The sequence below is a fragment of the Aquimarina sp. AU474 genome (assembly GCF_900312815.1).
In the GTDB taxonomy this organism is placed as follows: Bacteria; Bacteroidota; Bacteroidia; order Flavobacteriales; family Flavobacteriaceae; genus Aquimarina.
The window spans coordinates 387,595-411,445 of the sequence record NZ_OMPE01000009.1; the positions used below are offsets into that span (position 1 = coordinate 387,595).

The following is a 23,851-nucleotide window of genomic DNA, read 5'->3' on the forward strand; positions in this document are numbered from 1 at the left end:
GATATCTATCCAAGATAATTGGAATTGAGTTTTTAAAAAAAATATACTATTTCGATAAACTGCAAAAAAAAACTATAATTGGTAGTATTGATCTATTACAAACCATAATCTAAGGGTAATAAGCGAGCAATTTTTTGCTCAGCCATATATCCGTTAAACACTATTTTATCAGGGTGAGAAAAATTACCTAAACCATCAATAACGAAAAATTCTTTGGTATTAATCATTATGTCAGTTTTCAACTTTTTACGATATAATACTGTTGTTTTATTTACCAAAGGATATATCTCTGCAAAACCATTTCGTTTTTGGATTTTCAAAAGCTCTGATACCGATGTTTTAAACCCTTTATAATATAACTCGAACTTATTCTCGGCAAGTGTATTGGTGGCCAACGAACGCATAAAGTGGGCTGTAGATCCTTTAAATACTTTATTTCGTTTTCTTTGATACCTTTTATTTTTTGAGTTAAACTCTGTAAAAAAACTAGTTCCAGCAAAATAAACTGAATTAACCCAACCCGTGGTAGAGAACTTAACCTCAAAATCCACCAAATTATATAAAATCTCATATCCTAAATGATCATTTTTAATTTGAATTGGCACACTCGAACTGGCATATAAACTACGATCATTGGCATTGTAATATAGTCTTATATCTTTTTCATTTAAAATTGCACACGTTCTTTGAGCTTCTTTATTACCTATGAAATGAGTTCTAAAATAGTTTAGTTTTTTCTCTCGACTCCAATCATCATTTTGTATAAAAACGGCCTCAAGTTCTTCTAATTTCTTTTCGAGATAAATAATTAAACCTTTCTCTTTATTTAGAGATGATGCTCCTAGGTAAATAGTTTCATAGCCAAGATAAGACACAACTATTTGAAAGTTTTTACCTATTTCAGAATCTAAAGAAAATTTTCCTGAAGTATTCGTTATAGTACCTTTAGTAGTACCATCGATATAAATTACAACCCCTTCCAAAGGTTTTTTGGATACCGCATCAAATACAGCACCACTAACTACTATCGATTGAGACATTAAAACATAAGGAAAAGTAACAAAAAGGAGTAGTAGTTTTATTCTAGAGTATATAAAATCGTTACTTATCTCCATTTTTAAAATACTTTTGTTCTAATTCGGCCTGTAACTCTTCCATGACAGGCTTCACCGTACTATCTGGTAAATCTGCTATTCGTATATACATCAGCCCATCTACAGCATTATTAAATAGAGGATCTACATTAAATGCAACTACCTTGGCGTTTTGCTTAATGTATTTTTTCATTAATACAGGAATTCGAAGGCTTCCGGGCTCTACCTCATCAATAATTTTATCAAATTTATTGAGATCACTCTTGCTTTCATCAAAAACAAAATCTTTATCTGCATCCTTTAGTTTAACCTTAAATTCTTTTTTAGGTCTTACATATTGAGCCACATAGGGATCATAATAATGTGATCTCATAAACTCAATCATCAAAGATTTAGAGAAATTACTAAACTTGTTACTAATACTTACTCCTCCGATAAGATATTTATGTTCTGGAAAACGTAAGGTGCAATGTACAATACCTTTCCATAACAAAAATAGTGGCATAGGTCTTTGCTGATATTCTTTAATGATAAACGCTCTACCCATTTCTATAGATTGGCTCATCATTTTATGCAGTTCGGGTTCGAATCTAAATAGGTCTTGTAGATAAAATCCATCAATCCCCAAGTTCGCATATATTTTCGAGCCCATTCCCATACGATATGCTCCAACAAGCCTTTTGGCTTCATTATCCCACAAAAACATATGATGATAATAATCATCAAACTTATCAAGATCTATAGAATTATTAGTTCCTTCCCCTATTTCTCTAAAAGTAATTTCTCGAAGTCTTCCAATTTCATTTAAAATATTGGGAATATCTATTTTTTGAGCTAGAAAAACTTCGTAATTTTTACTAGTCAATAATCTTTTATCGTTATTACGACAAAAATCTAATTCAGACTGTATAACTTGCGCACTACCTTCTCCAGCTATTTCTTTAGGGGATTTAGGAATTTTTAAATTTCTAGGAATAGATTCGCGTAATGTTTTCTTCTCAAAAGGATTTGCCAACATATACGTTTTGGTTCGTAAAAAACTTGTAAAATCCTCTAACTTGGTATGCTCCTGCTGATCTTTAACTGAAATGGGGTTACCAATTCGTACCTTAATCACTCTTTTTTCCTGAGAAAAGAGTTCACTAGGTAATTTAGCAGTTCGTAACACACCACTTATCGCAGAAAGGCGATAAAAAAGTGTACTATTGCGCGCATGAAAATATATTGGGATTACAGGAACTTTTGCTTTTTGAACCAATCTCATTATACTAGGTTCCCAATGTTTATCAACATAGTTTTTACCTTCTTTAATCGTAGAGACTTCTCCTGCTGGAAAAATACCAAGAGGATACCCTTCTTGAAGATGTAAAATAGCATTTTTAATACCCGTAAGACTGGACTTAGCTTCTTTTCTGTCCTCAAAGGGATTAACAGGCATTACAAAGGGTTGCAGAGGCTTAAAATTGTGCAATAAAAAATTTCCTATAATTTTATAATCAGAACGATGTTCTAACATTAATTTAAGCAATAATCCTCCATCAAGACCTCCTAATGGATGATTTGATAAAGTAATAAAAGCACCATCTTTTGGTAATCGTTTTAAATCTTCAACCGGAATTTCATAAGTAACTCCATACAAATCCAAGGTAGTACTTATATATTCTAACCCTTCTAAGTGACTAAGTTTATCGTATTGACGATTAATTTTCGATATTCTGGTTATTTTTAAGAGTAACCATCCAATAAAGGTACCTATAAAACCAAGTTTATCTAATTTGAGCCCTGAGGCTAATTCTCTTGCTGTGACTATAGGCATTAAATACAATTTGCGCTAACTGCAAATATAGCAAAATCCATGAATTGATCATCCTAGTCTTTGGCAACCATTTGATAAGTCTCTCGTGTAATTTGTTTTAACAAAATTTCTTTGTTTTTTTCTAGAGATACAATCGAATTATCCGTAAAATGTCTTATGGTAAACAAAGAAACACCTGTATTATAAGTAACTTTAAACTTAGCTTTCAATGTTTTAAGAAGTTTTTCGAAATGATCAAATTTATCATCCAGGCACACCGAAAAACTAATCGCCGAATTTTGGATGAGATCTACCTTAATGTGATATTTATGAAATAATTTAAAAATATCGCTAATATTTTCCTCAACAATAAATGAAAAATCTAAGGACGAGAGGGATACCAAAACTTGATTTTTCTTTACAATATAACATGGCATATATGGATCGAGCGGTTGTCCTTTTTTCACCGTTGTACCCTCAGTTTCTGGATATAAAAAAGATTTCACATAAAGTGGAATTTCTTTTCGTTGCAAAGGCTGTATGGTTTTAGGATGTATTACCGAAGCTCCGTAAAAGGCAAGCTCTATAGCTTCTTCGTAAGAAACATGGGATAATAATTTAGTGTTTTCAAAAACTCGCGGATCACCATTAAGCACTCCGGGTACATCTTTCCAGATACTTACACTATTTGCTCCCAGACAATAAGCAAAAATACCAGCGGTATAATCACTTCCTTCTCGACCTAATGTGGTTGTGAAATTATTTTGATCAGATGCAATAAACCCTTGTGTTACGCTAAGTATATTTTTGTTTACATTATCCAAAATAATTTGTTGTGTACGTGTCCAATCCACTTGGGCATCGCGATATGAGTTATTTGTTTTAATCATTTCGCGTGCATCCAGCCACTCATTATTAAGTCCAGTAGCATTTAAATATTCGCTTATGATAACTGTAGAGATCAGCTCACCATAACTCACTACTTGATCATAGATATAATCGTATTGTTTAGATTTATTCCTAACCAAAGTTGTTTCCAGGTCGTTAAATAAGTTTTCTGTTTTTTGATAAACAGGATGCTGTTTGGCATCGAAAAGAGACATTATAATTTCAAAATGATACTCTTTTAAGTTTTGTATTAATTCTTTTTGCTTAGGATCTTGAGCGAGATATGAGTCCACTATTTTTTCTAAAGCGTTCGTAGTTTTTCCCATAGCAGAAACAACTACTAATAAATTAGAGTATCCGGTTACTCGAAGTACTTTAGCTACATTTTTTACGGCAGCAGCATTTTTTACTGATGCTCCCCCAAACTTAAAAACTCTCATTTATGATTATTTCCTAAAATTATAGATTAGCAATAAATGTATTCACTCCTTCTTGATCCATTTGTACTAGATACCAATCTTTGAGCAATTTTGCACCACTTTTCTCATAAAAATCAATCGCATTTTTGTTCCAATCTAGAACTACCCACTCTACTCTACGAACTCCTTTTGATTGTCCATATTTTAAAACTTCTGTATATAATGCCCTACCTAGACCGGTACCTCTCATCGATTCTTTTACAATAAGATCTTCTAAGTGCAACGAACGTCCTTTCCATGTCGAAAAACGAAAATATACTAGAGCAATTCCCACGATTTGTTGATCAACCTCTGCTACAAAACAGTGAAAAAGTGGATTGTTACCAAAACCTTCGCGGATTAAATCTTCGGTTGTTACCTCTACCGCATCTGGTTCATTTTCAAAAGTGGCAAGTTCCTGAATTAAATCAAGCACCTGATCCATATCCTGTGCAATTGCATCTCTAATTATATAGCCCATCTTATAAAAGTTTATCAAAACTAAAAAATAAGTATTAGAAACGGAGTAATTTTTTGAGCTTATCGTTCAACTCTAATATTATAATAGAAAATCTATAAGAATTAGATTTTTATTTTTTTCATAATTCGAAAGACATTTCATAATTTAAACCTGCGAAAACGATATAGTTATCTAAAAAATAATACTTTTGCAGCAATCTAAATTTCACCATAAATGACAAGAAAAAATCAAACTTTAGGAGAATTTATTATCGAAAATCAAAATGATTTTCCGTACGCTAGTGGTGAGTTATCTCGTTTGATTAACTCTATTAGATTGGCTGCAAAAATGGTGAACCATGAGGTAAACAAAGCTGGATTAGTGGATATTACTGGTGCCATGGGAGAGACAAATATTCAGGGCGAAGATCAACAAAAGTTAGATGTATTAGCTAACGAAACATTTATAAATACTTTAACCAATCGTGAGATAGTTTGTGGTATTGCTTCAGAAGAAAATGATGAATTTATTACGATTAAAGGTCAAAAAAATGATCATCGTAATAATTACGTAGTACTCATGGATCCTTTGGATGGCAGCTCTAATATTGATGTAAATGTATCTGTAGGAACTATTTTCTCTATTTATCGTAGAGTTACACCAACAGGTACTCCTGTAACTTTAGAAGATTTTTTACAACCAGGTAATTTACAAGTAGCGGCAGGATACATTATTTATGGTACTTCTACAATGCTGGTATATACAACAGGTCATGGAGTTAATGGATTTACTCTTAATCCTGCTCTTGGAACGTATTACTTATCGCATCCAAATATGAGATTCCCCGATGATGGAAATATATATTCTGTTAATGAAGGTAATTATATTCATTTCCCACAGGGAATCAAGGATTATATAAAGTTTTGCCAAGAAGAAAAAGAAGATCGACCGTACACCTCTAGATATATTGGCTCTTTGGTAAGTGATATCCACCGTAACATGATTAAAGGTGGGGTTTACTTATATCCAAGTACTTCAAAATCCCCTAACGGCAAACTTCGTTTACTATACGAATGCAATCCAATGGCTTTCATTGCAGAGCAAGCAGGAGGAAAAGCTAGTGATGGTTTTAGAAGAATTATGGATATAAAACCCTCAGAACTTCATGAACGTACCCCTTTTGTTTGTGGAAGTAAAAATATGGTAGATAAGGTAGAATCTTTTATGAAAGATTGATTAAGTGAGAGATACCTGCAAAAATAGCACAAACGCTATGTAATCAATATTAATTGTATATTTATACCATCCCCGTAATACTGTACTCTAGATTTTGAGATTCATATTTCCTATATCTTGTGCAAAAAGAGGAGTTCAGGTCTCTGTAAAATTAACATTATCGAGTGTTAGACCTTGTTTTTAACGTATTTATGTTAATTTTACAAAAAGCTAAAGAAAAACAAATAAACAGACCCAAAATGGCCAAGGAAAATAAAGCTGTTAAAGAAGAAGTTGTAAATGATCCTTCTTCAAAAATTGAAGCAATCAAAAACCTTATTTTTGGAGAAAATATTGCTGCTTATAATTCTGAATTTGAACAGGTAAAAAACGATATTGCTTCTAAAAAGAAAGAATTAGAAGACTTCATCGATGATTCCCGCAAAGAACTACATCAAGCTATTGACAATCTTAGTACTGATATTAATATTCGTATTACAGAACTAGAAGATAACCTTGCTGATAAAGCAGATACGCTAGATGCGAAAAAAGTAGACAAGAAAACCCTAGGTGATCTTCTTATTGCTATGGGTGAAAAAATCAACCAAAAGTAATCCAATCTATCCAAAATTATGGAAGAGCAGGATAAACTCAAACTTCTTAAACAACTTCTTCTTAGCGAAGAAAAGGAGTTTGCCGATTCCATAGCTCAAAAAGTCGAAGAACTCAATAAAATAGTTCATCAAAAACAAGAGCTCTCTCATAAGGTAGATCCTATTATAGATGATAAATTAGAGCAATTTGTAGAAGAAATACCTAAAACTCTCGGCCCTACAATTACTCAAGCATTAAAAGAAGAAATTAAAAACTCCCAGGATGCAGTAGTAGAAGCTTTATTCCCGATCATTGGTAAAATGATTAAGAAATATATTGCTCATGAAATGAAACTGCTGAGTGAAAATATCAGTAGGCAAACCAAAAATGCTTTTTCCTTTAAAAATTGGTTTCGTAAAACGAAAGCCAAAGCGCAAGGAATTACAGAAGGAGATCTGGCGCTTACCGATTATGCCAAACCAAGACTGATTCAAATGTTTGTGATCGAGAAAGATTCTGGATTATTAATAACTGATTATAGCCCATTATCCGATGGCACTATTGATAAAGATATGGTTGCCGGAATGCTTACCGCTATAAAGAGTTTTGTTGAAGATGCTTTTCAAGGCGGAGATCAAAATCTAGAACTAATCGAATATGAATTATATACTATACATATTCAAAATTTTTATTCTTATTACATTGCAGCCGTAGTTTCGGGTGCATATTCTATGATGTTCAAAGAAGTATTAGAAGATCAAATTCTAGACTTTGCACAACAACATATTTCTACTAAAGATTTAGAAAATAGTACCCTTTTTACTAAAAAACTTAAAAAATATTTTGCAGATGAAATTGTCTAAAAAAGTAGTGCTTTTAGGACACTTTGGTGTAGGAAAAACGTCCCTGTTTAGACGTTTTGTCGATAACGAATTTTCAGAAGAATACAAGGTTACACTTGGCGTACAAATCAAAAAGAAAGTTGTAGAACTTCCTGACGGCAGGGAGTTATCTATGATTATTTGGGATACCGAAGGACACTCAGATAGTGTAGAAGATACTAGGAAATCGTACCTGTTAGGTTCGCATGCTTTTATCTATGTATTTGACATTACTCGTGAAGAAACCTATAAAAACTTAAATGAAGAGTTAGAATATTTACAAAAAAATTATACTAAGGTTGCCGCCAAAGTAATAGGAAATAAACTCGATCTGGTAAATGAAAAAGAAACCACTGCTTATTTAGAAGCGCAAAACATTCCTTTTGATTGTTTAACCAGTGCAAAAACGAATAAAAATGTACAAGATTTCTTTTCGGATTTGGCTAAAGAAATAACATCCTAAGGATTATGAAAAATTATCACGAGCCTTTACAATTTCACCAAAAAACACAGGTAACTTCGGTTTCTTTTGAAGGTTTGATTATAGATACAGACGCATCACTTTTTGATTGGAAAAAAGGAGATTCGATTTATGACATCCATCCTTTTTTCGAAATCCTAAGCAGCTTTATCGAAGACCATAACGGTGGTTCTGAATCATATAATTTTCCTTGTATTCATTTTGAACATGGAGACGATGAGCGTATTTGTGATGTCTCCATTCAAATAGATAAAGACATCAGTATTATTCTTTTCGATTATACCCTAAAGTATAGTGATCTTAATCTCATAGCTCAACAAAAAAACGAATCAATTTTATTAAGCAAAGAGCTTGAATTAAAAAATAAATATCTACAAGAAAAAGAGGCTTTTAAAAATAGTTTTATTGCTAATATCAATCATGAAATTAGAACACCGCTTACTAGCATACTTGGTTTTGTTGAAGTATTAGAAAAAACAAATCTCTCTTTTGAACAAGAGGAACTTACCCGAATCATTAAACGAGAAAGCAAACATCTTAATTCGCTTATTGATGATATGATCGATATCTCAAAAATTGAATCTGGTACTTTAAAAGTAGTAGAAGAACGATTTTCTTTTCATACGCTTATCAAAGGGTTCGAAGAATCTTACACTAAAATTTCTGAAGAAAAAGGTCTTGTTTTTGAAACTAAAATAGACGACAATATACAAGAATATGTCATTGGTGATAGAACCAGAGTATATCAGGTTTTAAATAATTTACTAAACAATGCTTTTAAATTTACTGAAGAAGGAAGTGTTACTTTTTCGATTTCTAAAAATTATCAGCGTACTAATAAATTAAATCTTAATTTTAAGATTGAAGATTCTGGATTTGGAATTCTTGAAGAAAATATCCCTCATCTTTTTGAGCGTTTTACACGATTTAATCATGATAAACAAATATCTGGCACAGGTTTAGGTCTTGCTATTGTAAAAGATCTGGTAGATTTACTTAATGGAGAAATTAAAGTAAGTAGCACACCTGATAAAGGAACTGCATTTAATATCAAACTCCCCTTTAAGTTTGAAGTTACAAAGAACACTACTCAAGAACGAAAAAAGAAAAAATATACACTTCCTAAAACTAAAAGAAAATTTAGGATATTAGTGGTAGAAGATGAAGAAATTACTCAATTTTTGATCATGAAAATTTTGATTTCGAAAGGTACTTTTTTTGTAGATATTGCACTCAATAGTGAAGAAGCTATTAGTTATATAGAGAGACGAACATATGACTTGGTGTTAATGGATCTATCACTCTCTAAAACTGATGGTTTTCAAACCACGCATATGATTAGGAAAAATTATGGTGATCCCTATATTTCTGAAGTACCGATTATCGGCTTTTCGGGTAAGGCAAGTGAAACTGCCCGAGATAAGTGTTTACGATCGGGCATGGATGATTTTATCGCCAAACCTTTTGAACAAGAAGAACTACTTTACAAAATCACAAAGCAGATTGCAAAAAAGGCTGCCGATTAGGCAGCCTTTTTACATATGATTAAAACAGATAATTTACTATCTATTCATATTTTTAATTTCCTCAGCAAAAGTATCGTTATCTGCTCCTTGATCTACTAGGATTAATGCTTTATCAACAACATATTTTGCGTTTTCTGAGCTAAAACCTAAACCTATACTCAGTTTTTCTAGTAATACTACTTGATCATCTCCTTTAATATGATCTGCATATACCATTCTTGATAAATCATATAAACGCTCTAATCTTCTATCATAACTAGTTGGAGGATTAATAGGATGTGTACCATAATCCTTCAAAATTTCTTTATAATCATTTTCAGAGATATCTAGGTTACGAGCTAATCTATCCAAAAAGGCTTTTTCTTCGTCTGTAATTATCCCATCACTCATAGCTACTCTCACGATTGCTGCGAAATGGTCCTGATTTCGTTTCTGGAAACCACTATCAAATAAATCAGATATTGACATCATGTACTTTTTCTTTAATTTGCCGCAAATATAACTAAACTCTTGTCCTTTTAAAATATATCATTCTCCTTTTTTTATTCTCCAGTAAATCATACGATTTTACATCTGTGTTTTTACCTTAATATAGCTATATCTTGTTCACTAATAACAAGGTACTCTCAATCTCATATTATCCAGTTACCGCAATCATCTATATTGTTTTGAACAGGTATTTTCTAGGTATAATAGCTATAGAAACTTTGAAATGATGTATTATTTTAAATTTAATCAAATTACTGGTAGGGATAAGTAGCCTTTGCGCGTTATATATAAAAAGCATGTTATGAAATTTACAAAGAGATTTTTTAAACTACATATACGATACATTATCAATTTTATAAAAGAACTTCCTGCATCATCGTCTAGTGCAATACATAGGTAGGTATATAATAGAATTAGTTAATTGCAGGAGTAAAGCAAGGTGAATATTCACCTTGCTTTTTTTTAGTAATTCTTTCTTTTTATTAAATTTCATCGCAGGGTATGGTATTGATCATCGCTAATGGTACTTGCTGTTTTCCTAAAGCAGGAATAACAATAGTATTCAGCCCATATGTAAAATCTAACGAAATATCTCCATTACATCTTTTTTTATTACTATCTGCATCCCACTCTATACTTACATAATAAATAACTGCTCCAACATTACCCAGTGGCTCTATAAGAAGCTCCGGATTTTTGGGTATTTCAATTTTTGAAGTAAAAGGAATTGAATTAGATGCTTCTACTTGTCGTGCTATTAAAGTTGCAGGAACATCGGCAAACCTATTATCTATGCCATAAATCTCTATTGTAAATTCTGGATTGATAATCTCTAACGCTTCTGTAGCTGTAAATTCTAATAATATAGCACTAGTATCATCATCATTACTACAGGACCACAAACAAAAAATAGTTAACACAAAAAATACAGGTTTCATAATATCAATGTTTATTTTAAAGAAGATGCACAATTATAATATTGGTTGTGCGGTGATATGTTATTTAATCATTATCCCATATCCTTTTTATTTATGTCATACTACAGCGTTATATACTTTATAATTATGATAGTTTTAACCAACACCTTTTTTGCCGATTATATCCTTATCCCTATTTTGTGCTTCAGTAAATAACACCTATGCAACATCAAAAACATCTATTCGATCTCCCCAAAAATTCTACTTACCTTAATTGTGCATACATGTCGCCACAACTGAAATCGGTGACCGAAATTGGTTTAAAAAGTGTTTCTAGAAAAGCAAGGCCTAATGAAATTCTTCCTGAAGATTTTTTTGCAGAAAGAGAAATTTTAAAGCAGCGATTTGCAACCTTGATAAGTGCGCCTGATCATCACAATACTGCCATCATACCATCTGTATCGTATGGCATAGCAAATGCCGCTCGTAATACTCCAATCAAAAAAGGAGATGAGATTCTTTTGGTCGATGAACAATTTCCTAGTAATGTATATATATGGCAAGAAGTAGCTCAACAAAAAGGAGCCTCTATAAAAATCATCAAACCCCTTACAAATTTTGAACAACGAGGTAAGCAATGGAATGAAAATATTTTAAATGCCATCTCCGAAAAAACTGCCGTCGTGGCCATGGCTCATGTACATTGGGCAGATGGCAGCTTATTTGATTTAAAAGCGATACGACAAAAAACAAAAAATAATAATGCCTTTTTGATTATTGATGGCACACAGAGTATTGGAGCATTCCCTTTTTCTATACAAGATATTCAACCTGATGCATTAGTATGTGGTGGATACAAATGGATGTTAGGCCCATATGCTATAGGAATGGCGTATTACAGTGATGTATTTAACAATGGTACACCTATAGAACATAATTGGATGAATCGGCACAACAGCGAGGATTTTAATAATCTCACGCAATATGAAGATCGCTACCAACCAAAAGCTGCACGATATTCTGTAGGTGAATCCAGTAATTTTGTGTTAACACCTATGCTTATTCGATCTATCGAGCAATTAATAGAATGGACACCCGTTGGCATACAAGAATATTGTCAAAAAATAACGCAAAACACTGTAAATCAACTTCGTTCACTAGGGTGTTTAATTGAAGATGATGCCCATAGAGCACATCATCTTTTGGGAATCTATTTGCCAGATCAGATTAACCTTGAACAGTTAAAAACAAGATTGAAAGAAAAAAACATAACTGTTTCTTTTCGCGGAAATGCCATACGAGTCTCTCCTCATCTATATAATATTGAAGAAGATTTCGATTTGTTTTTAGAGCAATTTAAGTAGAAAGTGAAGTTCCTTTTGTACGGAATTAAGATAGCACCTATATTTGCCAAAAAATCCTGCTAAGTGAGTGCAACTTTAATCTCGCAAATTGTCGAAAAGTCTCTGCAACAGCAGAAACTAGAAAAAGCTATTGCCCAATTTCAAGCAAAAACACATCTTCAAGGTGGTATAGGGTCAGCGTTATCCTTTATTATATCAAATGCATTTAAAAATGTAGAAATACCATTTCTATGTGTTTTTAATGATAAAGAAGAAGCTGCATATTACCTAAACGACCTAGAGCAATTACTAGGCGACAAAAATGTACTTTTTTATCCTGGTAGTTATCGACGACCGTATCAAATTGAAGAAACCGATAATGCAAATGTATTACTACGGGCAGAAGTACTAAATCGGATTAATTCGAGAAAAAAACCGGCGTTAATTATTACCTACCCAGATGCATTGTTTGAGAAAGTAGTTACCCGAAAAGAATTAGAGAAGAATACGCTAAAGATTTCTATTAATGATACGCTCTCTTTGGATTTTGTAAACGAGGTACTATTCGAATATCAGTTTCAACGAGTAGATTTTGTAACAGAACCAGGAGAATTTTCGGTTCGTGGTGGGATTGTTGATGTATTTTCATTTAGCAACGACGAACCTTATCGTATTGAGTTTTTTGGAGATGAAGTAGACAGCATCAGAACCTTTGATGTCGAAACACAACTATCCACCGATCAAATTAAAAAGATCACCATTATCCCTAATGTCGAAAACAAAGCTCTCCAGGAAACTAGAGAAAGTTTTTTAAATTATATTTCCAAAAAAACAATAGTTTTCACAAAAGATATTGATTTATTATCTGCCCGGATTGACAAAAATTTCGAAAAGGCCAAAGAGGCTTTCCTTACACTTTCTGAAGATATTAAACACAGCACTCCCGAAGAGCTTTTTGCCACTTCGGCACTGATTAAAAAGCAATTATTAGATTTCACCTTAGTAGAAATCAGCAATCGACCTCTTACCAAAGCCGATTATGCTATCAAATTTGACACCAAACCTCAACCATCGTTTAATAAGCAATTTGATTTGCTTATTCAAAATCTAAACGAAAATCATGAGGAAGGATATAAGAATTATATTTTTTGTGTAAGCGAACAACAGGCAAAACGTTTTCATGATATTTTTGACGATGCCGATCTTGATGTAAAACAATATGAAACCATAGTTTTTTCGGCTTTTCAAGGATTCATAGATCACAATCAAAAATTGGTTTGTTATACCGATCATCAGATTTTTGAACGTTATCATAAATTCAATCTCAAAAACGGATATGCCAAAAAGCAGGCAATTACGCTCAAAGAGTTAACCAATCTAGAAGTAGGTGACTACGTTACTCACATAGATCATGGAATAGGCAAATTTGGAGGGTTGCAAAAGATCGACGTTGAGGGTAAAAAACAAGAAGCTATCAAGTTGATCTATGGAGAACGTGATGTATTATATCTTAGCATTCATTCTCTTCATAAAATCTCCAAATTTAATGGCAAAGATGGCAAAGCTCCGCAAATCTATAAGTTAGGGTCAAAAGCTTGGAAAACTTTAAAACAAAAAACCAAAGCTCGTGTAAAACACATCGCTTTTAATCTTATACAATTATACGCCAAACGAAAATTACAGAAAGGATTTCAATATGCCCCAGACAGTTATTTGCAGCACGAACTAGAAGCTTCTTTTATCTATGAAGACACTCCAGATCAAAGTACTGCTACAGAAGCTGTAAAAGCAGATATGGAAAGTGAACGACCCATGGATCGTTTAATTTGTGGAGATGTTGGTTTTGGTAAGACTGAGGTTGCTATTCGAGCTGCATTTAAAGCTGTAGATAACGGAAAACAAGTGGCAATACTAGTTCCTACAACGATTCTGGCATTTCAGCATGCAAAAACATTTCGAGAGCGTCTACAAGATTTTCCGGTAACTGTAGATTACGTCAATCGTTTTAGAACAGCAAAACAAAAAAGAGAAACACTAGAAGATTTAGAAAAAGGAAGAGTTGATATTATTATAGGCACCCATCAATTAGTCAATAAAAATGTGAAATTTAAGGATTTAGGGCTACTGGTTATTGATGAAGAGCAAAAATTTGGAGTTTCTGTAAAAGACAAGCTGAAAACAATAAAAGAAAACGTAGATACATTAACTTTAACTGCTACTCCCATACCAAGAACACTTCAATTTAGCTTAATGGCGGCTAGGGATTTATCTACCATTACCACACCACCACCAAATCGTTATCCTATCGAAACAAACGTGATACGATTTAGCGAAGAAACAATACGAGATGCCGTAAGTTATGAGATACAGCGTGGTGGACAAGTGTTTTTTATTCATAATAGAATAGAAAATATTAAAGAAGTAGCAGGTATGGTACAGCGATTAGTCCCCGATGCTAAAGTTGGCGTAGGCCACGGACAAATGGAAGGCAAAAAATTAGAAAGCTTAATGCTTTCATTTATGAATGGAGAATTTGATGTGTTAATATCCACTACTATTGTAGAGAGTGGCCTAGATGTTCCTAATGCAAATACCATTTTTATTAATAATGCCAATAATTTTGGCCTTTCTGATCTACACCAAATGCGCGGTCGTGTTGGACGAAGCAATAAAAAAGCATTTTGTTATTTTATCACACCGCCTTACTCTGCAATGACCGAGGATGCTCGAAAACGAATTACTGCTTTAGAACAATTCTCAGAATTAGGTAGCGGTTTTAATATTGCAATGAAAGATCTAGAAATTAGAGGAGCTGGAGATTTACTTGGCGGTGAACAAAGCGGATTTATTAATGAAATAGGATTTGACACCTATCAAAAAATCCTAAATGAAGCTATTGAAGAACTAAAAGAAAATGAGTTTGCTGAGCTTTATGAAGATCAATCAAAAGAAAAAACATTCTTAAAAGACACTCAGATTGACACCGATTTTGAGCTCTTATTCCCAGATGATTATATCAACAACATAACCGAACGTTTGAATTTGTACACCGAACTTAACGCTATCAAAGATGAAACAGAGTTACAAGGGTATGAAAAAAGGCTTACGGATCGTTTTGGAGAGTTACCAAATCCAGCTATTGATTTATTAAATTCGGTTAGAATTAAATGGATCGCAACAAGTCTAGGAATTGAAAAAATTATTCTAAAACAAAATAAACTTATTGGATATTTCATCAGTGATCAACAGTCTGCTTTTTATCAAAGTGAAGGCTTTTCGAGTCTACTAAAGTTCGTGCAGCAAAATAGTTCTATTTGCAAAATGAAAGAAAAAAACACCCGAAATGGTTTAAGGTTATTGCTTACTTTCGAAAACATTGATTCGATAGACAAAGCACTGCAAGCACTACAACCTATGAAATATTCAAACTAATGAACTAAAGGCACCTTGATTAAGGTAAGGCAAGTCATTAATGAGGTTAATGTCATTTTAATATGGAAAAAGATAATTTTTCTATTAAAATCTTAGGAGCACAGCTCGTTTTTTGCTATAATTACACTTCGTCGATACAAAAACGCATTTCAACGATAGTTTTGTTGTGTTTTACCTTTAAATCTTAATTGATGGTATATATATATTTAATTTCAATCTTATATTATAACAATAAGACCAACAGTTATTATGGATAAAAGAGAGGAATTTAGTTTTTTGAAAGGAACTTGGAAACAATTAAACCATAAAGTGAATCAATTAATTGACAATTTAAATGATAATAAACTTTATGCTATAAATTATTCTAATTTAAAAAGAAGGTTTATTGAAGAAATAGAAAATTATAAAAATAATCCCGAACTAATTGATATAGAAGAGTTTTCAATGAACTATTCTTTTGGTTACCATGCATTCAACAATATCGATGACTTACTCAGTAAAGAAGCAATGTTTATCGAAGTTAAAAGCTATCTTAGAACCTTAAAAATAAGAGCTTAAAAATACCATAATTTCTAAAAACTACTTATTCATCATTTTAAGTCATTTATATTTTTACTCAAAATAACACTTTTCGCAAAACATACTTTCCTAAAAAATTATATCACATCCAACGGAATAATTCCTATATTTCAAAATCCAGCAGAATTTTAAAATCCTCAAAATCCTAGAATACAAAGGGATTGTCGGGCGAATGTCGGGTTAAATACGAGTCAAAAAATTTGAGAATCTATTTCTGAAAACTAATATTGCTGAAGAATATGAAAACAAGTTCTAGTGATCATAAGCATCAAACTAAAAACTTACAAATTATGAAGCAGCCAGAATTAGGTCAAAAAATATCTGAACTCAGAAAATCAAAAGGCCTTACACAAGAGGAGTTAGTAGAACAATGTAATATTAGTGTTCGGACCATTCAACGTATCGAAGCAGGTGACGTCACGCCAAGGAGTTATACTATCAAAACTATTTTATCAGCTTTAGATTATGACTTAGAAAGAATCCAGACAGAAGAATCTAGAGTAGCTAAAGAATTTAAGAAATTATTTTTACTCGAAATAGACGACACTAAGGAGGCTGGATACTTAAACAGACAACTTTCTATTTCCTGGATAAGTGGAATTGTTTATTTCATATTGGGATTTGCCGAATTAGCGGTAGAATACTTTAGATACTTTATGGATGAGATGATCACAAACAATATTGTTTACATTGTCCTAAAACTAGTAATATTAGCAGCTATAATTTTATTTACTCGCGGGTTTATTCTTACCGGTAAGATTTTTAAAAATTATCTACTTCGTATTACTTCCTTTATTTTTATCCTTGTAGGTTGTCTTTTCTACGTATATGACATTATTTCTCTGTTCATAGGCGAGTTAGATTATCAATTTATAATGGGAGCAGAAGCTATCACTTATGGTGTTATTGGAATATTATTTGGAATATCCATATTACGTCTTAAAAATGGCATGGGACCTTTGGCCACTGTTACAGGTGTATTTGAAATTGTGACCTATAGTTTTATGACAACGGTAATTTTATCTGTAGTTGGTTTTGTTTTACTTACCCCAACCATTCTTTTAGAGATTATACTACTCTATAAAATCTCTGAAATGCTTAAAGCAAAGCAACGAGAAATCGAAGAAGCTTAATACTCAAACCTTATTTCCACATATTTTAAATCATCAAATCTTCTTTGATGGCAGAGAGTCTTACGTTTAATTTAAAAAAATGAAAAAATGAAAAATCTAATATTATTCACAATCCTTTTTAGTCTAAGTGTATTTAAAACTATAGCGCAAAAAACAGATTACAACATCATTTTTCTCGACGGTTATTTTTCTAAATACGCAAAACTTGCTCAAGAAAATAATGATGACCTTAAAAATTTATACCAAAAAGAGGTACAAAATCGAGTATTTCAAAAATTCTTTATGCAAAGTGAATACTCTTCTTTTATATATCTAGATTTGGCAAGGCCTCACAATGATATTCCTTATCTTAAAAAAACGATAGCCGCTATTAGCACTCATAAAAAAGAAATAGAAAAAACGATATTTAAAACTGTAAAAAAGTGTAATGCCATATTACCATCTACCACATTAACTATATATATCGCTCCACCAAGTTCTAAATTTAAGACCGTACTCCCTATGATGGATGGTGTTTATGGATTTACAGCAGGGAGTCAACAAATTTTAATAAGTATAGATCCTAATAACGAAGGTTGGAAAGAAATGCTCGCGTATGCTGTAGCTCATGAATATCATCATGCGTATTGGACCAAAGAAAATTTTGCTAAACTTACAGAATGGACATTACTAGATTATTTGGTTTTTGAAGGAAAAGGAGATTATTTTGCCAAACAGTTGTACCCAAAAGTTGATACTCCATGGACTAAAGCCTTAACTGATGAAAAAAAAGACGAGTTATGGAGTCGTGTATTACCAGAGTTACAAAATCAAGATTTCTCTTTTCAGACCGAAGTTATGTTTGGATCAGATAATTTTCCTTTTTGGGGAGGATACACCCTTGGATATGATATTGTACAAGGATATTTGTCCAAAAACGAAACCCTTTCTCCTCTAAAATGGGTGAATTTTTCTTCAAATAAAGTATTAAAAGGAAGTGCTTTTTAATTATCATAAAAAGATCGGGTATAAACTCCCGATCTTTTCAGTTCTTACTTCTCATACTTATAAAAAGGGATTAGATCTCTGTCCAAACTCCATTTACACATACTATTGGCGACTCTGGTCCAAGACATGGTATTAAAAGAAACCCACCAGCACAACATGTATCGCCAGCACTAGGGCAGATGCCGTATGCTGTAACACCTCCATTAATATTCTTTTTAACTTCATTTTCAAGTAATTCTACTCCTTGTAATTCTAAAATTGACCGTAACATAATTTATGGTTTAAAAATTAATACTTAAACTAAAATGGTCGACATTGACCGTTTATGCATTCTTCTCCTGGGCGGCAATTATTACACTCGTTGTAATTAGGATCTACAACACATGTTCCGTTAACACATATGTATCCTGTCTACATTAAACTGGCCCAAATAAACTATTCCTTTTACAATGCAATAAATTAAGCCTTACAACCTGTTGGAGTTGTTCCGTCTTCGCATTTAACGTGACATGATGTTGTTGTCCATATTCCGTCTAGATTATAGCAAGTCCCAGTTTTAAGACTACCAATAGGTCTTGGCCCACAACCAGCTAGAATGGTATTTTTTTCCTTTTTACTTATTTGTTTAACTCCTTGTAATTTTAAAATTGATTTTAACATGTTATACTCTTTTAAGTTTATAAATAGTTTATTAAAATGGTCGACATTGACCGTTGATACATTCTTCGCCAGGACGGCAATTATTACACTCGTTGTAATTAGGATCTACAACGCATGTTCCGCTAACGCATATATATCCCGGTCTGCATTGAATCACTCTGCATCTATCTATTTCACATGTGTTCTTATAGTATACGTATCTTCTGTCTCTAGAATTAATCGATGGGTTAATTTCATTTTTAGCCACACTTATACTTGTTGGGTAAACTGGGCTTTGAGAACTCCAGTTGTACATCCGATCCATTGGAATTCCGTTCTCACAAGGGCCATTTAAAAAATCGCGAACATTTCTTCCCCATTGTCTCCAATTATTGCGATCACCAAAAAAAGCTCCTATAAATTGTCTATATCTTGTTACTCTTCCTAATTTATTATTGTGTAAATCCATTGCCTTATCTCCGTCGTAGTCATTTGAATTTACTACTTCATTAGCTCCCATAATCGCTGCAGAAATTGGCTGAGACAAATATCTTTTTAAATGTAAACTCACATAAATATGTCTAAACGCATCTCCCTTCGTACCTGCACCTGTATCGGAATAAAACTCTTCCGATAGGTCTACTGCTCTATTCCAGGATTGAAATATTCTATATGTTCCTATTCCGAGAACACCAGCAACCGATCCCAAAATCCCAATGTTAACCTTACTGTTTTTAGAAATAACATCTAATTCTTCCCTGGTAACTAACACATCTTTTTTACTATACTCTTCCAATATTTTAAAATTGTCTATTTCTCTTTGACTCATACTCATAAACTGCGCTTCTTCTTTAATTGAGTCAAAAGTTGGAGCGTTCTTAATACTTGTTTCTAATTCTAAGCCCAATGCTTTTTCATACTTCCTTTGTTCGAGGAGATATACATTATATGCTTCTAAAAACTGCTCTACTTCCTTTTGAATTTTGTGTAACACCCCTTTGTACATTACCTCTGGATAAAGTTCGATAAGTCTGTTTTCTAAGTAATCTAATTCCGAAATGATGTTGGCTTGATTGGGAATATTTTTGTATTTATAAAAATACTCGCGCTGAAGTATGTGTATAGATGTAAGGGGTATTATCGGTATTTTTAAACTGGTTGTAAATACCGGTTCTTCGGGTGCTTTTGATGTAATTCCTTCTTGTTGAATTTCGGTTTCGTTAAATCTTACTTCAGAATCGGTTTCGCACGCAATAAAACTAAAGAGTAAGCAGATCATTAAAAGTGATTTTTTCATAATTTATGTGGTTTTAAAATATACAAACAAAACTATGCTGCTCACCCTCTAAAATCGACCTACTGTGTACAGTCGTACATATTATACTATGCTAAATATGATTTTTTTATATAATTGCTAGGAGTATCATTCATTTTCGATTTAAAAGCTTTATTAAAAGTAGATTTAGAATTAAAGCCCGAATCATAAGACAATGCCAAGAGCGTTGTATTGAGATGCTCACCATCTTGAATCTTTTTTATAAATTCCTCTACTCTATACTTATTGATATAATCATAAAAATTACATTTATAAATATTATTTAGTAGCCAAGAAATATCATTGGCCGAGGAATCTAATTTTTTTGCTAAATCGATTAATGTTAATTTATGATGAAGATATACCTTATCCACAATCATTAATTCTTCTAATTTTTTCTTTAGATTATATAGTTCATTATCTTCCAAGCGTTTTTTATTCGTTCGTTCATCATTTTTGGTCAACGGAATCCGAAATATGTTTGGTTGTTTTAAACTATAAAATCCGATGACATATACAAAAACAGGAAACGCAATCCAAATGGTGTTATAATTGACATAAGAAGATTGAATATTCAAAAAATAGAAAAATAAATAACTAATAAACCACAATACAAAAAACAAAGATGATACAATCACTACGATTCTAAAAAAAGTGATTAGGTTTTGAGAATACGACAAACTATTAGGTTTTTCTTTGGTATACAATTGTATTAAACGATAACAACGAAAACAATAATAAAGATTAAAACTAATTCCTAAGGCTTCGATTACTAAAAACAGTATCTGTAATTCCCCAACCAATCCCATAGCTACAATTTCACTATGCGTATTTGTAAGTGTCCAGACATAATAAATACACATCAATCCAATTGGAATAAAACTAATATAAGGAACAATATAAGCTGGCTCTTCATCAAAAATCAACCTTCTGAAATAAATATATAGTAAAGGGCCAAAAAGAAAAATCAATAAGTCAAGAAAAAGTGCTATTCTGAAAAAAAAAGAATTGTGCTCATCGTATGAATACAAGAATTTTCCTATCAATAAGACGGACGCAGTAAGAAGAAGAATGGAAAGTATTTGATTGGCTTTTTTATTCTTATCCCGAATAGCTTGTATAGCAAAAGCTAAAAAAACACCTTGACTAATTCCTAAAACTATTACAAAATCAATAATCCCAAAGGTTGGTGTCAAAAAGCTAATCATCGGTATGAAAAATCATTTCTAAGAGAGAATATTTATGTAATTCTAAATCTGGTTAAATAAAATCAATATTGCAATCTCGAAGATATAAATTTAACCTTGATTTAGGATATAGAAATGATAAAACATCGCTTAAAAACAAATACACTATAAAATTTTGAAATGATTAATAATACAAAAAGAGCTTATATCCAATATATAAGCTCTTTTAACGCAAAATCAATTTTAGAATAAAAGGTTTTCTATTCTTTAATAAAAACCAACTACAACTTTATTTTCCTTAAAGCACCACTTCCTCCAAATTCTGATATATATAGAGCTCTGCCATATTTATCGGCTGCAATTCCGTTTGGACCATTAAAAGACGCTTCTCCAATTGGTCCATCAACCACTGCGGCATCCCCAGTTCCAGCGAACTCTTCTACAGTTCCATCTAGCGTTACTCTAAAAATTTTGTTCACCCCTATACCAGTTGCAAAAATCGAATTGCCAACAACGGTAATGTATCCTATTCCAAAACCACCAATAACAATATTAGGAATATTCGCTATTAATGAAACATTTCCTTCGGGATCAATAGATAATATATCTGCAGTAGCAAAGTTTCCAACAACCAGATTACCTTTTCTATCAAAATCGATACCTACTCCACCTGCTAATCTTGCATCTGTGGCATAAACACTTACTTCTCCTTCTGGAGTAATTTTGTGTACTGTTGGAGTTAAGAAATTGGAAACATATAGATTATTTTCATTATCCAAAGTCATACCTGTGGGCCACCCCTGTATGGTCGCTAAAACTGTTTTTGTTCCGTCGGATGATATCTTGAGTACATCTCCCCTTGCCGTATTATTATCATTATTTACATAAAAATTGCCCTGTGAATCAATCGTATTTCCTAATGGTCCTGATAAACCCGTAACAAACTCTGAAACATCTCCTGCTTTTGATACTTTAAGCACTCGTGTCCCATTACCACCAGTGTTTACAAATCGGCCGTATTCCGACACATATACATTTCCTCTTCTATCCACTGAAACAGCATCGTTCCCCGCAAAATCCAAGACAACTGTCTCTACCTCGGCATCAGGATCGATTCCATCACCATAACAAGAAACGAATACAACAGATATTCCTAATACTGCTAAAAGAACTATTACGTTCTTTCCTAAATTTTTAATGATTGTTTTCATATTTTCGATTTTTAAGTTCTCCTCGAAAGTATCTGAGAATTAATTAAAAATCGACCTGTTGGATAGTATCGTACGAATCTAAGCTACTTTAAGTCGCTTAATATAATTACTAGGGGTATCATTCATTTCTAATTTAAAAGCTTTATTAAAAGTAGACTTAGAATTAAACCCTACATCCATAGAGAGCGCCAGAATTGTATGGTGAATATGTTCGTTATTTTCGATTTTTTTCAAAAACTCTTTAATTCGATAATGATTAATATAGTCATAAAAACTACTTTTTGATACCTGATTTAAATACCATGAAATATTATGAGTGGATGTGTCGAGTCGTTCAGACAAATCTCTAAGCGTAAGATTCATTTTAAGAAAAATTTTTTCTTCTTCTATAATATGTCGTAAACCTTTTTCTATAGCCACAATCTCTTGCTCTGGCAATCGTTGTTGTGTTGGTTTAGGCTTGTCAGCATACAATGGAACTCTAAAAAGTTCTGGCTCTTTAAGACTATAATATCCAATAACGAATATAAAGATTGAAATACCTCCCCACAAGGTATCATAGCCAATAGGGTAAAACGAATACTTAAAGAAATTTCCTGCTATAAAACTGATCAACCATGTCATTAAAAAAACACCTACGGATATCTGAAAAAAAGTTAAAAATGACACTAAATTTTGTTTAAAAGATACCCTGTTTTTTTCTTCTCTTGTATAGGTTCTTATCAATTGTATACTTAAATACCAATAATAAAAATTAGAAAGTATTCCTCCTCCTTCAATACAAAAAAATGGAATAGTAAATACTCCTGCAGACACCTTTTCACTATATACACTAATACTAAAAGACATACTATATATAAAAAAACAAATATGAAACATGGCTGGTAGATAATGATACCATGAGAGTTTGTAATGGTCATTATTCGAAAATGCTAACCGCCTTAAATAAGTATAACATAGCGGTCCAAAAATAAAAATTACACCATCTATCAAAATGGTCCACCGAAACATGGTTGGAGTTAAAAACCTAAAGTAGATCATTCTGCCCAAAAGCATCACAACAGCTACTAGCAATATTACAGAGAGCATTCTATTGGCCGATTTATTCTTATGCTTTAGCATCTGTATAGTTATAGCAAGAAATACTCCTTGACTAATCCCCAAGAAAAGAATAAGATCTAGAAATTCGAAAGATTGCATTAAAATGTAATTTGGTTTCATGTAAAA

Annotated in this window: 22 protein-coding genes; 10 read left to right on the plus strand and 12 right to left on the minus strand. The window is 32.3% G+C overall.

What is annotated here, in order from left to right; genetic code table 11:
- Window positions 1-95 precede the first annotated feature (95 nt).
- From DK508_RS15405 to DK508_RS15420, 4 genes are read right to left on the minus strand one after another with little or no spacing between them, the layout of a single operon-like run.
- Window positions 96-1,115: a carboxypeptidase-like regulatory domain-containing protein gene (locus tag DK508_RS15405; RefSeq protein ID WP_109301685.1), complete on the minus strand. Its 1,020-nt coding sequence runs from the start codon at window positions 1,113-1,115 to the stop codon at window positions 96-98.
- Window positions 1,102-2,910, minus strand: a complete 1,809-nt coding sequence (locus DK508_RS15410; protein WP_109301686.1) for a lysophospholipid acyltransferase family protein — start codon at window positions 2,908-2,910, stop codon at window positions 1,102-1,104. The genes DK508_RS15405 and DK508_RS15410 overlap by 14 nt, the downstream gene beginning before the upstream one ends.
- A 53-nt stretch (window positions 2,911-2,963) precedes the next feature.
- Window positions 2,964-4,217, minus strand: a complete 1,254-nt coding sequence (locus tag DK508_RS15415) for an aspartate kinase (protein WP_109301687.1) — start codon at window positions 4,215-4,217, stop codon at window positions 2,964-2,966.
- A 19-nt stretch (window positions 4,218-4,236) separates the two neighbouring features.
- Complete coding sequence (locus DK508_RS15420) at window positions 4,237-4,716, minus strand: GNAT family N-acetyltransferase (protein WP_109301688.1); 480 nt, start codon at window positions 4,714-4,716, stop codon at window positions 4,237-4,239.
- Between the two features lie 213 nt (window positions 4,717-4,929).
- Between DK508_RS15420 and fbp the strand changes: the two genes are divergently transcribed.
- From fbp to DK508_RS15445, 5 genes are all read left to right on the plus strand, one after another.
- On the plus strand, window positions 4,930-5,931 hold the full coding sequence (gene fbp / locus DK508_RS15425; RefSeq protein WP_109301689.1) for a class 1 fructose-bisphosphatase: 1,002 nt from the start codon (window positions 4,930-4,932) through the stop codon (window positions 5,929-5,931).
- Window positions 5,932-6,170: 239 nt separating this feature from the next.
- Complete coding sequence (locus tag DK508_RS15430) at window positions 6,171-6,524, plus strand: fructose 1,6-bisphosphatase (protein WP_109302733.1); 354 nt, start codon at window positions 6,171-6,173, stop codon at window positions 6,522-6,524.
- 18 nt (window positions 6,525-6,542) lie between these two features.
- Entirely contained in the window at window positions 6,543-7,367 is an 825-nt protein-coding gene (locus DK508_RS15435) for a cell envelope biogenesis protein OmpA (protein WP_109301690.1), read from the plus strand.
- Window positions 7,354-7,848, plus strand: coding sequence for a Rab family GTPase (locus DK508_RS15440; RefSeq protein ID WP_109301691.1), 495 nt, complete (start codon window positions 7,354-7,356; stop codon window positions 7,846-7,848). Before DK508_RS15435 ends, DK508_RS15440 begins: the two co-directional genes overlap by 14 nt.
- A gap of 5 nt (window positions 7,849-7,853) precedes the next feature.
- On the plus strand, window positions 7,854-9,392 hold the full coding sequence (locus tag DK508_RS15445; RefSeq protein WP_109301692.1) for an ATP-binding protein: 1,539 nt from the start codon (window positions 7,854-7,856) through the stop codon (window positions 9,390-9,392).
- Window positions 9,393-9,428: 36 nt separating this feature from the next.
- Here the strand turns inward: DK508_RS15445 and DK508_RS15450 are convergent, their stop codons facing one another.
- Both DK508_RS15450 and DK508_RS15455 read right to left on the minus strand, forming a co-directional pair.
- Window positions 9,429-9,860, minus strand: coding sequence for a fructose 1,6-bisphosphatase (locus DK508_RS15450; protein WP_109301693.1), 432 nt, complete (start codon window positions 9,858-9,860; stop codon window positions 9,429-9,431).
- Between the two features lie 503 nt (window positions 9,861-10,363).
- Entirely contained in the window at window positions 10,364-10,819 is a 456-nt protein-coding gene (locus DK508_RS15455) for a hypothetical protein (RefSeq protein WP_109301694.1), read from the minus strand.
- 263 nt (window positions 10,820-11,082) lie between these two features.
- Between DK508_RS15455 and DK508_RS15460 the strand changes: the two genes are divergently transcribed.
- The 5 genes from DK508_RS15460 to DK508_RS15480 all read left to right on the plus strand — a co-directional run bounded on the left by DK508_RS15460 (window position 11,083) and on the right by DK508_RS15480 (window position 18,272).
- Complete coding sequence (locus tag DK508_RS15460; RefSeq protein ID WP_235016419.1) at window positions 11,083-12,162, plus strand: aminotransferase class V-fold PLP-dependent enzyme; 1,080 nt, start codon at window positions 11,083-11,085, stop codon at window positions 12,160-12,162.
- Window positions 12,163-12,225: 63 nt separating this feature from the next.
- Complete coding sequence (mfd, locus tag DK508_RS15465; protein WP_109301696.1) at window positions 12,226-15,573, plus strand: transcription-repair coupling factor; 3,348 nt, start codon at window positions 12,226-12,228, stop codon at window positions 15,571-15,573.
- Between the two features lie 249 nt (window positions 15,574-15,822).
- Window positions 15,823-16,131 (plus strand): hypothetical protein, encoded by a 309-nt coding sequence (locus tag DK508_RS15470; RefSeq protein WP_109301697.1) that lies wholly within the window; start codon window positions 15,823-15,825, stop codon window positions 16,129-16,131.
- A gap of 260 nt (window positions 16,132-16,391) precedes the next feature.
- A complete protein-coding gene (locus DK508_RS15475; protein ID WP_109301698.1) occupies window positions 16,392-17,285 on the plus strand; it encodes a helix-turn-helix domain-containing protein in 894 nt (297 codons plus the stop codon).
- A gap of 87 nt (window positions 17,286-17,372) precedes the next feature.
- Window positions 17,373-18,272, plus strand: a complete 900-nt coding sequence (locus tag DK508_RS15480) for a DUF2268 domain-containing protein (RefSeq protein ID WP_109301699.1) — start codon at window positions 17,373-17,375, stop codon at window positions 18,270-18,272.
- 70 nt (window positions 18,273-18,342) lie between these two features.
- Here the strand turns inward: DK508_RS15480 and DK508_RS15485 are convergent, their stop codons facing one another.
- The 6 genes from DK508_RS15485 to DK508_RS15510 form a co-directional block, all read right to left on the minus strand.
- Window positions 18,343-18,543 (minus strand): hypothetical protein, encoded by a 201-nt coding sequence (locus DK508_RS15485; protein WP_109301700.1) that lies wholly within the window; start codon window positions 18,541-18,543, stop codon window positions 18,343-18,345.
- Window positions 18,544-18,731: 188 nt separating this feature from the next.
- Window positions 18,732-18,932 carry a hypothetical protein gene (locus DK508_RS15490; protein WP_109301701.1) on the minus strand — a complete coding sequence of 67 codons (201 nt, stop codon included), beginning with the start codon at window positions 18,930-18,932 and terminating at the stop codon, window positions 18,732-18,734.
- 31 nt (window positions 18,933-18,963) lie between these two features.
- Complete coding sequence (locus DK508_RS15495) at window positions 18,964-20,208, minus strand: EB domain-containing protein (RefSeq protein ID WP_109301702.1); 1,245 nt, start codon at window positions 20,206-20,208, stop codon at window positions 18,964-18,966.
- Window positions 20,209-20,294: 86 nt separating this feature from the next.
- Complete coding sequence (locus DK508_RS15500; RefSeq protein ID WP_109301703.1) at window positions 20,295-21,434, minus strand: AraC family transcriptional regulator; 1,140 nt, start codon at window positions 21,432-21,434, stop codon at window positions 20,295-20,297.
- Between the two features lie 260 nt (window positions 21,435-21,694).
- Entirely contained in the window at window positions 21,695-22,624 is a 930-nt protein-coding gene (locus DK508_RS15505; protein WP_109301704.1) for an SMP-30/gluconolactonase/LRE family protein, read from the minus strand.
- Window positions 22,625-22,702: 78 nt separating this feature from the next.
- Window positions 22,703-23,845: an AraC family transcriptional regulator gene (locus DK508_RS15510; protein ID WP_109301705.1), complete on the minus strand. Its 1,143-nt coding sequence runs from the start codon at window positions 23,843-23,845 to the stop codon at window positions 22,703-22,705.
- Between the last annotated feature and the right edge of the window lie 6 nt (window positions 23,846-23,851).

Excerpts from the sequence above, each read along its gene's own strand:
- DK508_RS15405 (WP_109301685.1), bottom strand. The coding sequence starts at position 1,115 with ATGGAGATAAGTAACGATTTTATATACTCTAGAATAAAACTACTACTC.
- DK508_RS15410 (WP_109301686.1), bottom strand. The coding sequence starts at position 2,910 with ATGCCTATAGTCACAGCAAGAGAATTAGCCTCAGGGCTCAAATTAGAT.
- DK508_RS15415 (WP_109301687.1), bottom strand. The coding sequence starts at position 4,217 with ATGAGAGTTTTTAAGTTTGGGGGAGCATCAGTAAAAAATGCTGCTGCC.
- DK508_RS15420 (WP_109301688.1), bottom strand. The coding sequence starts at position 4,716 with ATGGGCTATATAATTAGAGATGCAATTGCACAGGATATGGATCAGGTG.
- fbp (WP_109301689.1), top strand. The coding sequence starts at position 4,930 with ATGACAAGAAAAAATCAAACTTTAGGAGAATTTATTATCGAAAATCAA.
- DK508_RS15430 (WP_109302733.1), top strand. The coding sequence starts at position 6,171 with ATGGCCAAGGAAAATAAAGCTGTTAAAGAAGAAGTTGTAAATGATCCT.
- DK508_RS15435 (WP_109301690.1), top strand. The coding sequence starts at position 6,543 with ATGGAAGAGCAGGATAAACTCAAACTTCTTAAACAACTTCTTCTTAGC.
- DK508_RS15440 (WP_109301691.1), top strand. The coding sequence starts at position 7,354 with ATGAAATTGTCTAAAAAAGTAGTGCTTTTAGGACACTTTGGTGTAGGA.
- DK508_RS15445 (WP_109301692.1), top strand. The coding sequence starts at position 7,854 with ATGAAAAATTATCACGAGCCTTTACAATTTCACCAAAAAACACAGGTA.
- DK508_RS15450 (WP_109301693.1), bottom strand. The coding sequence starts at position 9,860 with ATGTCAATATCTGATTTATTTGATAGTGGTTTCCAGAAACGAAATCAG.
- DK508_RS15455 (WP_109301694.1), bottom strand. The coding sequence starts at position 10,819 with ATGAAACCTGTATTTTTTGTGTTAACTATTTTTTGTTTGTGGTCCTGT.
- DK508_RS15460 (WP_235016419.1), top strand. The coding sequence starts at position 11,083 with ATGTCGCCACAACTGAAATCGGTGACCGAAATTGGTTTAAAAAGTGTT.
- DK508_RS15470 (WP_109301697.1), top strand. The coding sequence starts at position 15,823 with ATGGATAAAAGAGAGGAATTTAGTTTTTTGAAAGGAACTTGGAAACAA.
- DK508_RS15475 (WP_109301698.1), top strand. The coding sequence starts at position 16,392 with ATGAAAACAAGTTCTAGTGATCATAAGCATCAAACTAAAAACTTACAA.
- DK508_RS15480 (WP_109301699.1), top strand. The coding sequence starts at position 17,373 with ATGAAAAATCTAATATTATTCACAATCCTTTTTAGTCTAAGTGTATTT.
- DK508_RS15485 (WP_109301700.1), bottom strand. The coding sequence starts at position 18,543 with ATGTTACGGTCAATTTTAGAATTACAAGGAGTAGAATTACTTGAAAAT.
- DK508_RS15490 (WP_109301701.1), bottom strand. The coding sequence starts at position 18,932 with ATGTTAAAATCAATTTTAAAATTACAAGGAGTTAAACAAATAAGTAAA.
- DK508_RS15495 (WP_109301702.1), bottom strand. The coding sequence starts at position 20,208 with ATGAAAAAATCACTTTTAATGATCTGCTTACTCTTTAGTTTTATTGCG.
- DK508_RS15500 (WP_109301703.1), bottom strand. The coding sequence starts at position 21,434 with ATGATTAGCTTTTTGACACCAACCTTTGGGATTATTGATTTTGTAATA.
- DK508_RS15505 (WP_109301704.1), bottom strand. The coding sequence starts at position 22,624 with ATGAAAACAATCATTAAAAATTTAGGAAAGAACGTAATAGTTCTTTTA.
- DK508_RS15510 (WP_109301705.1), bottom strand. The coding sequence starts at position 23,845 with ATGAAACCAAATTACATTTTAATGCAATCTTTCGAATTTCTAGATCTT.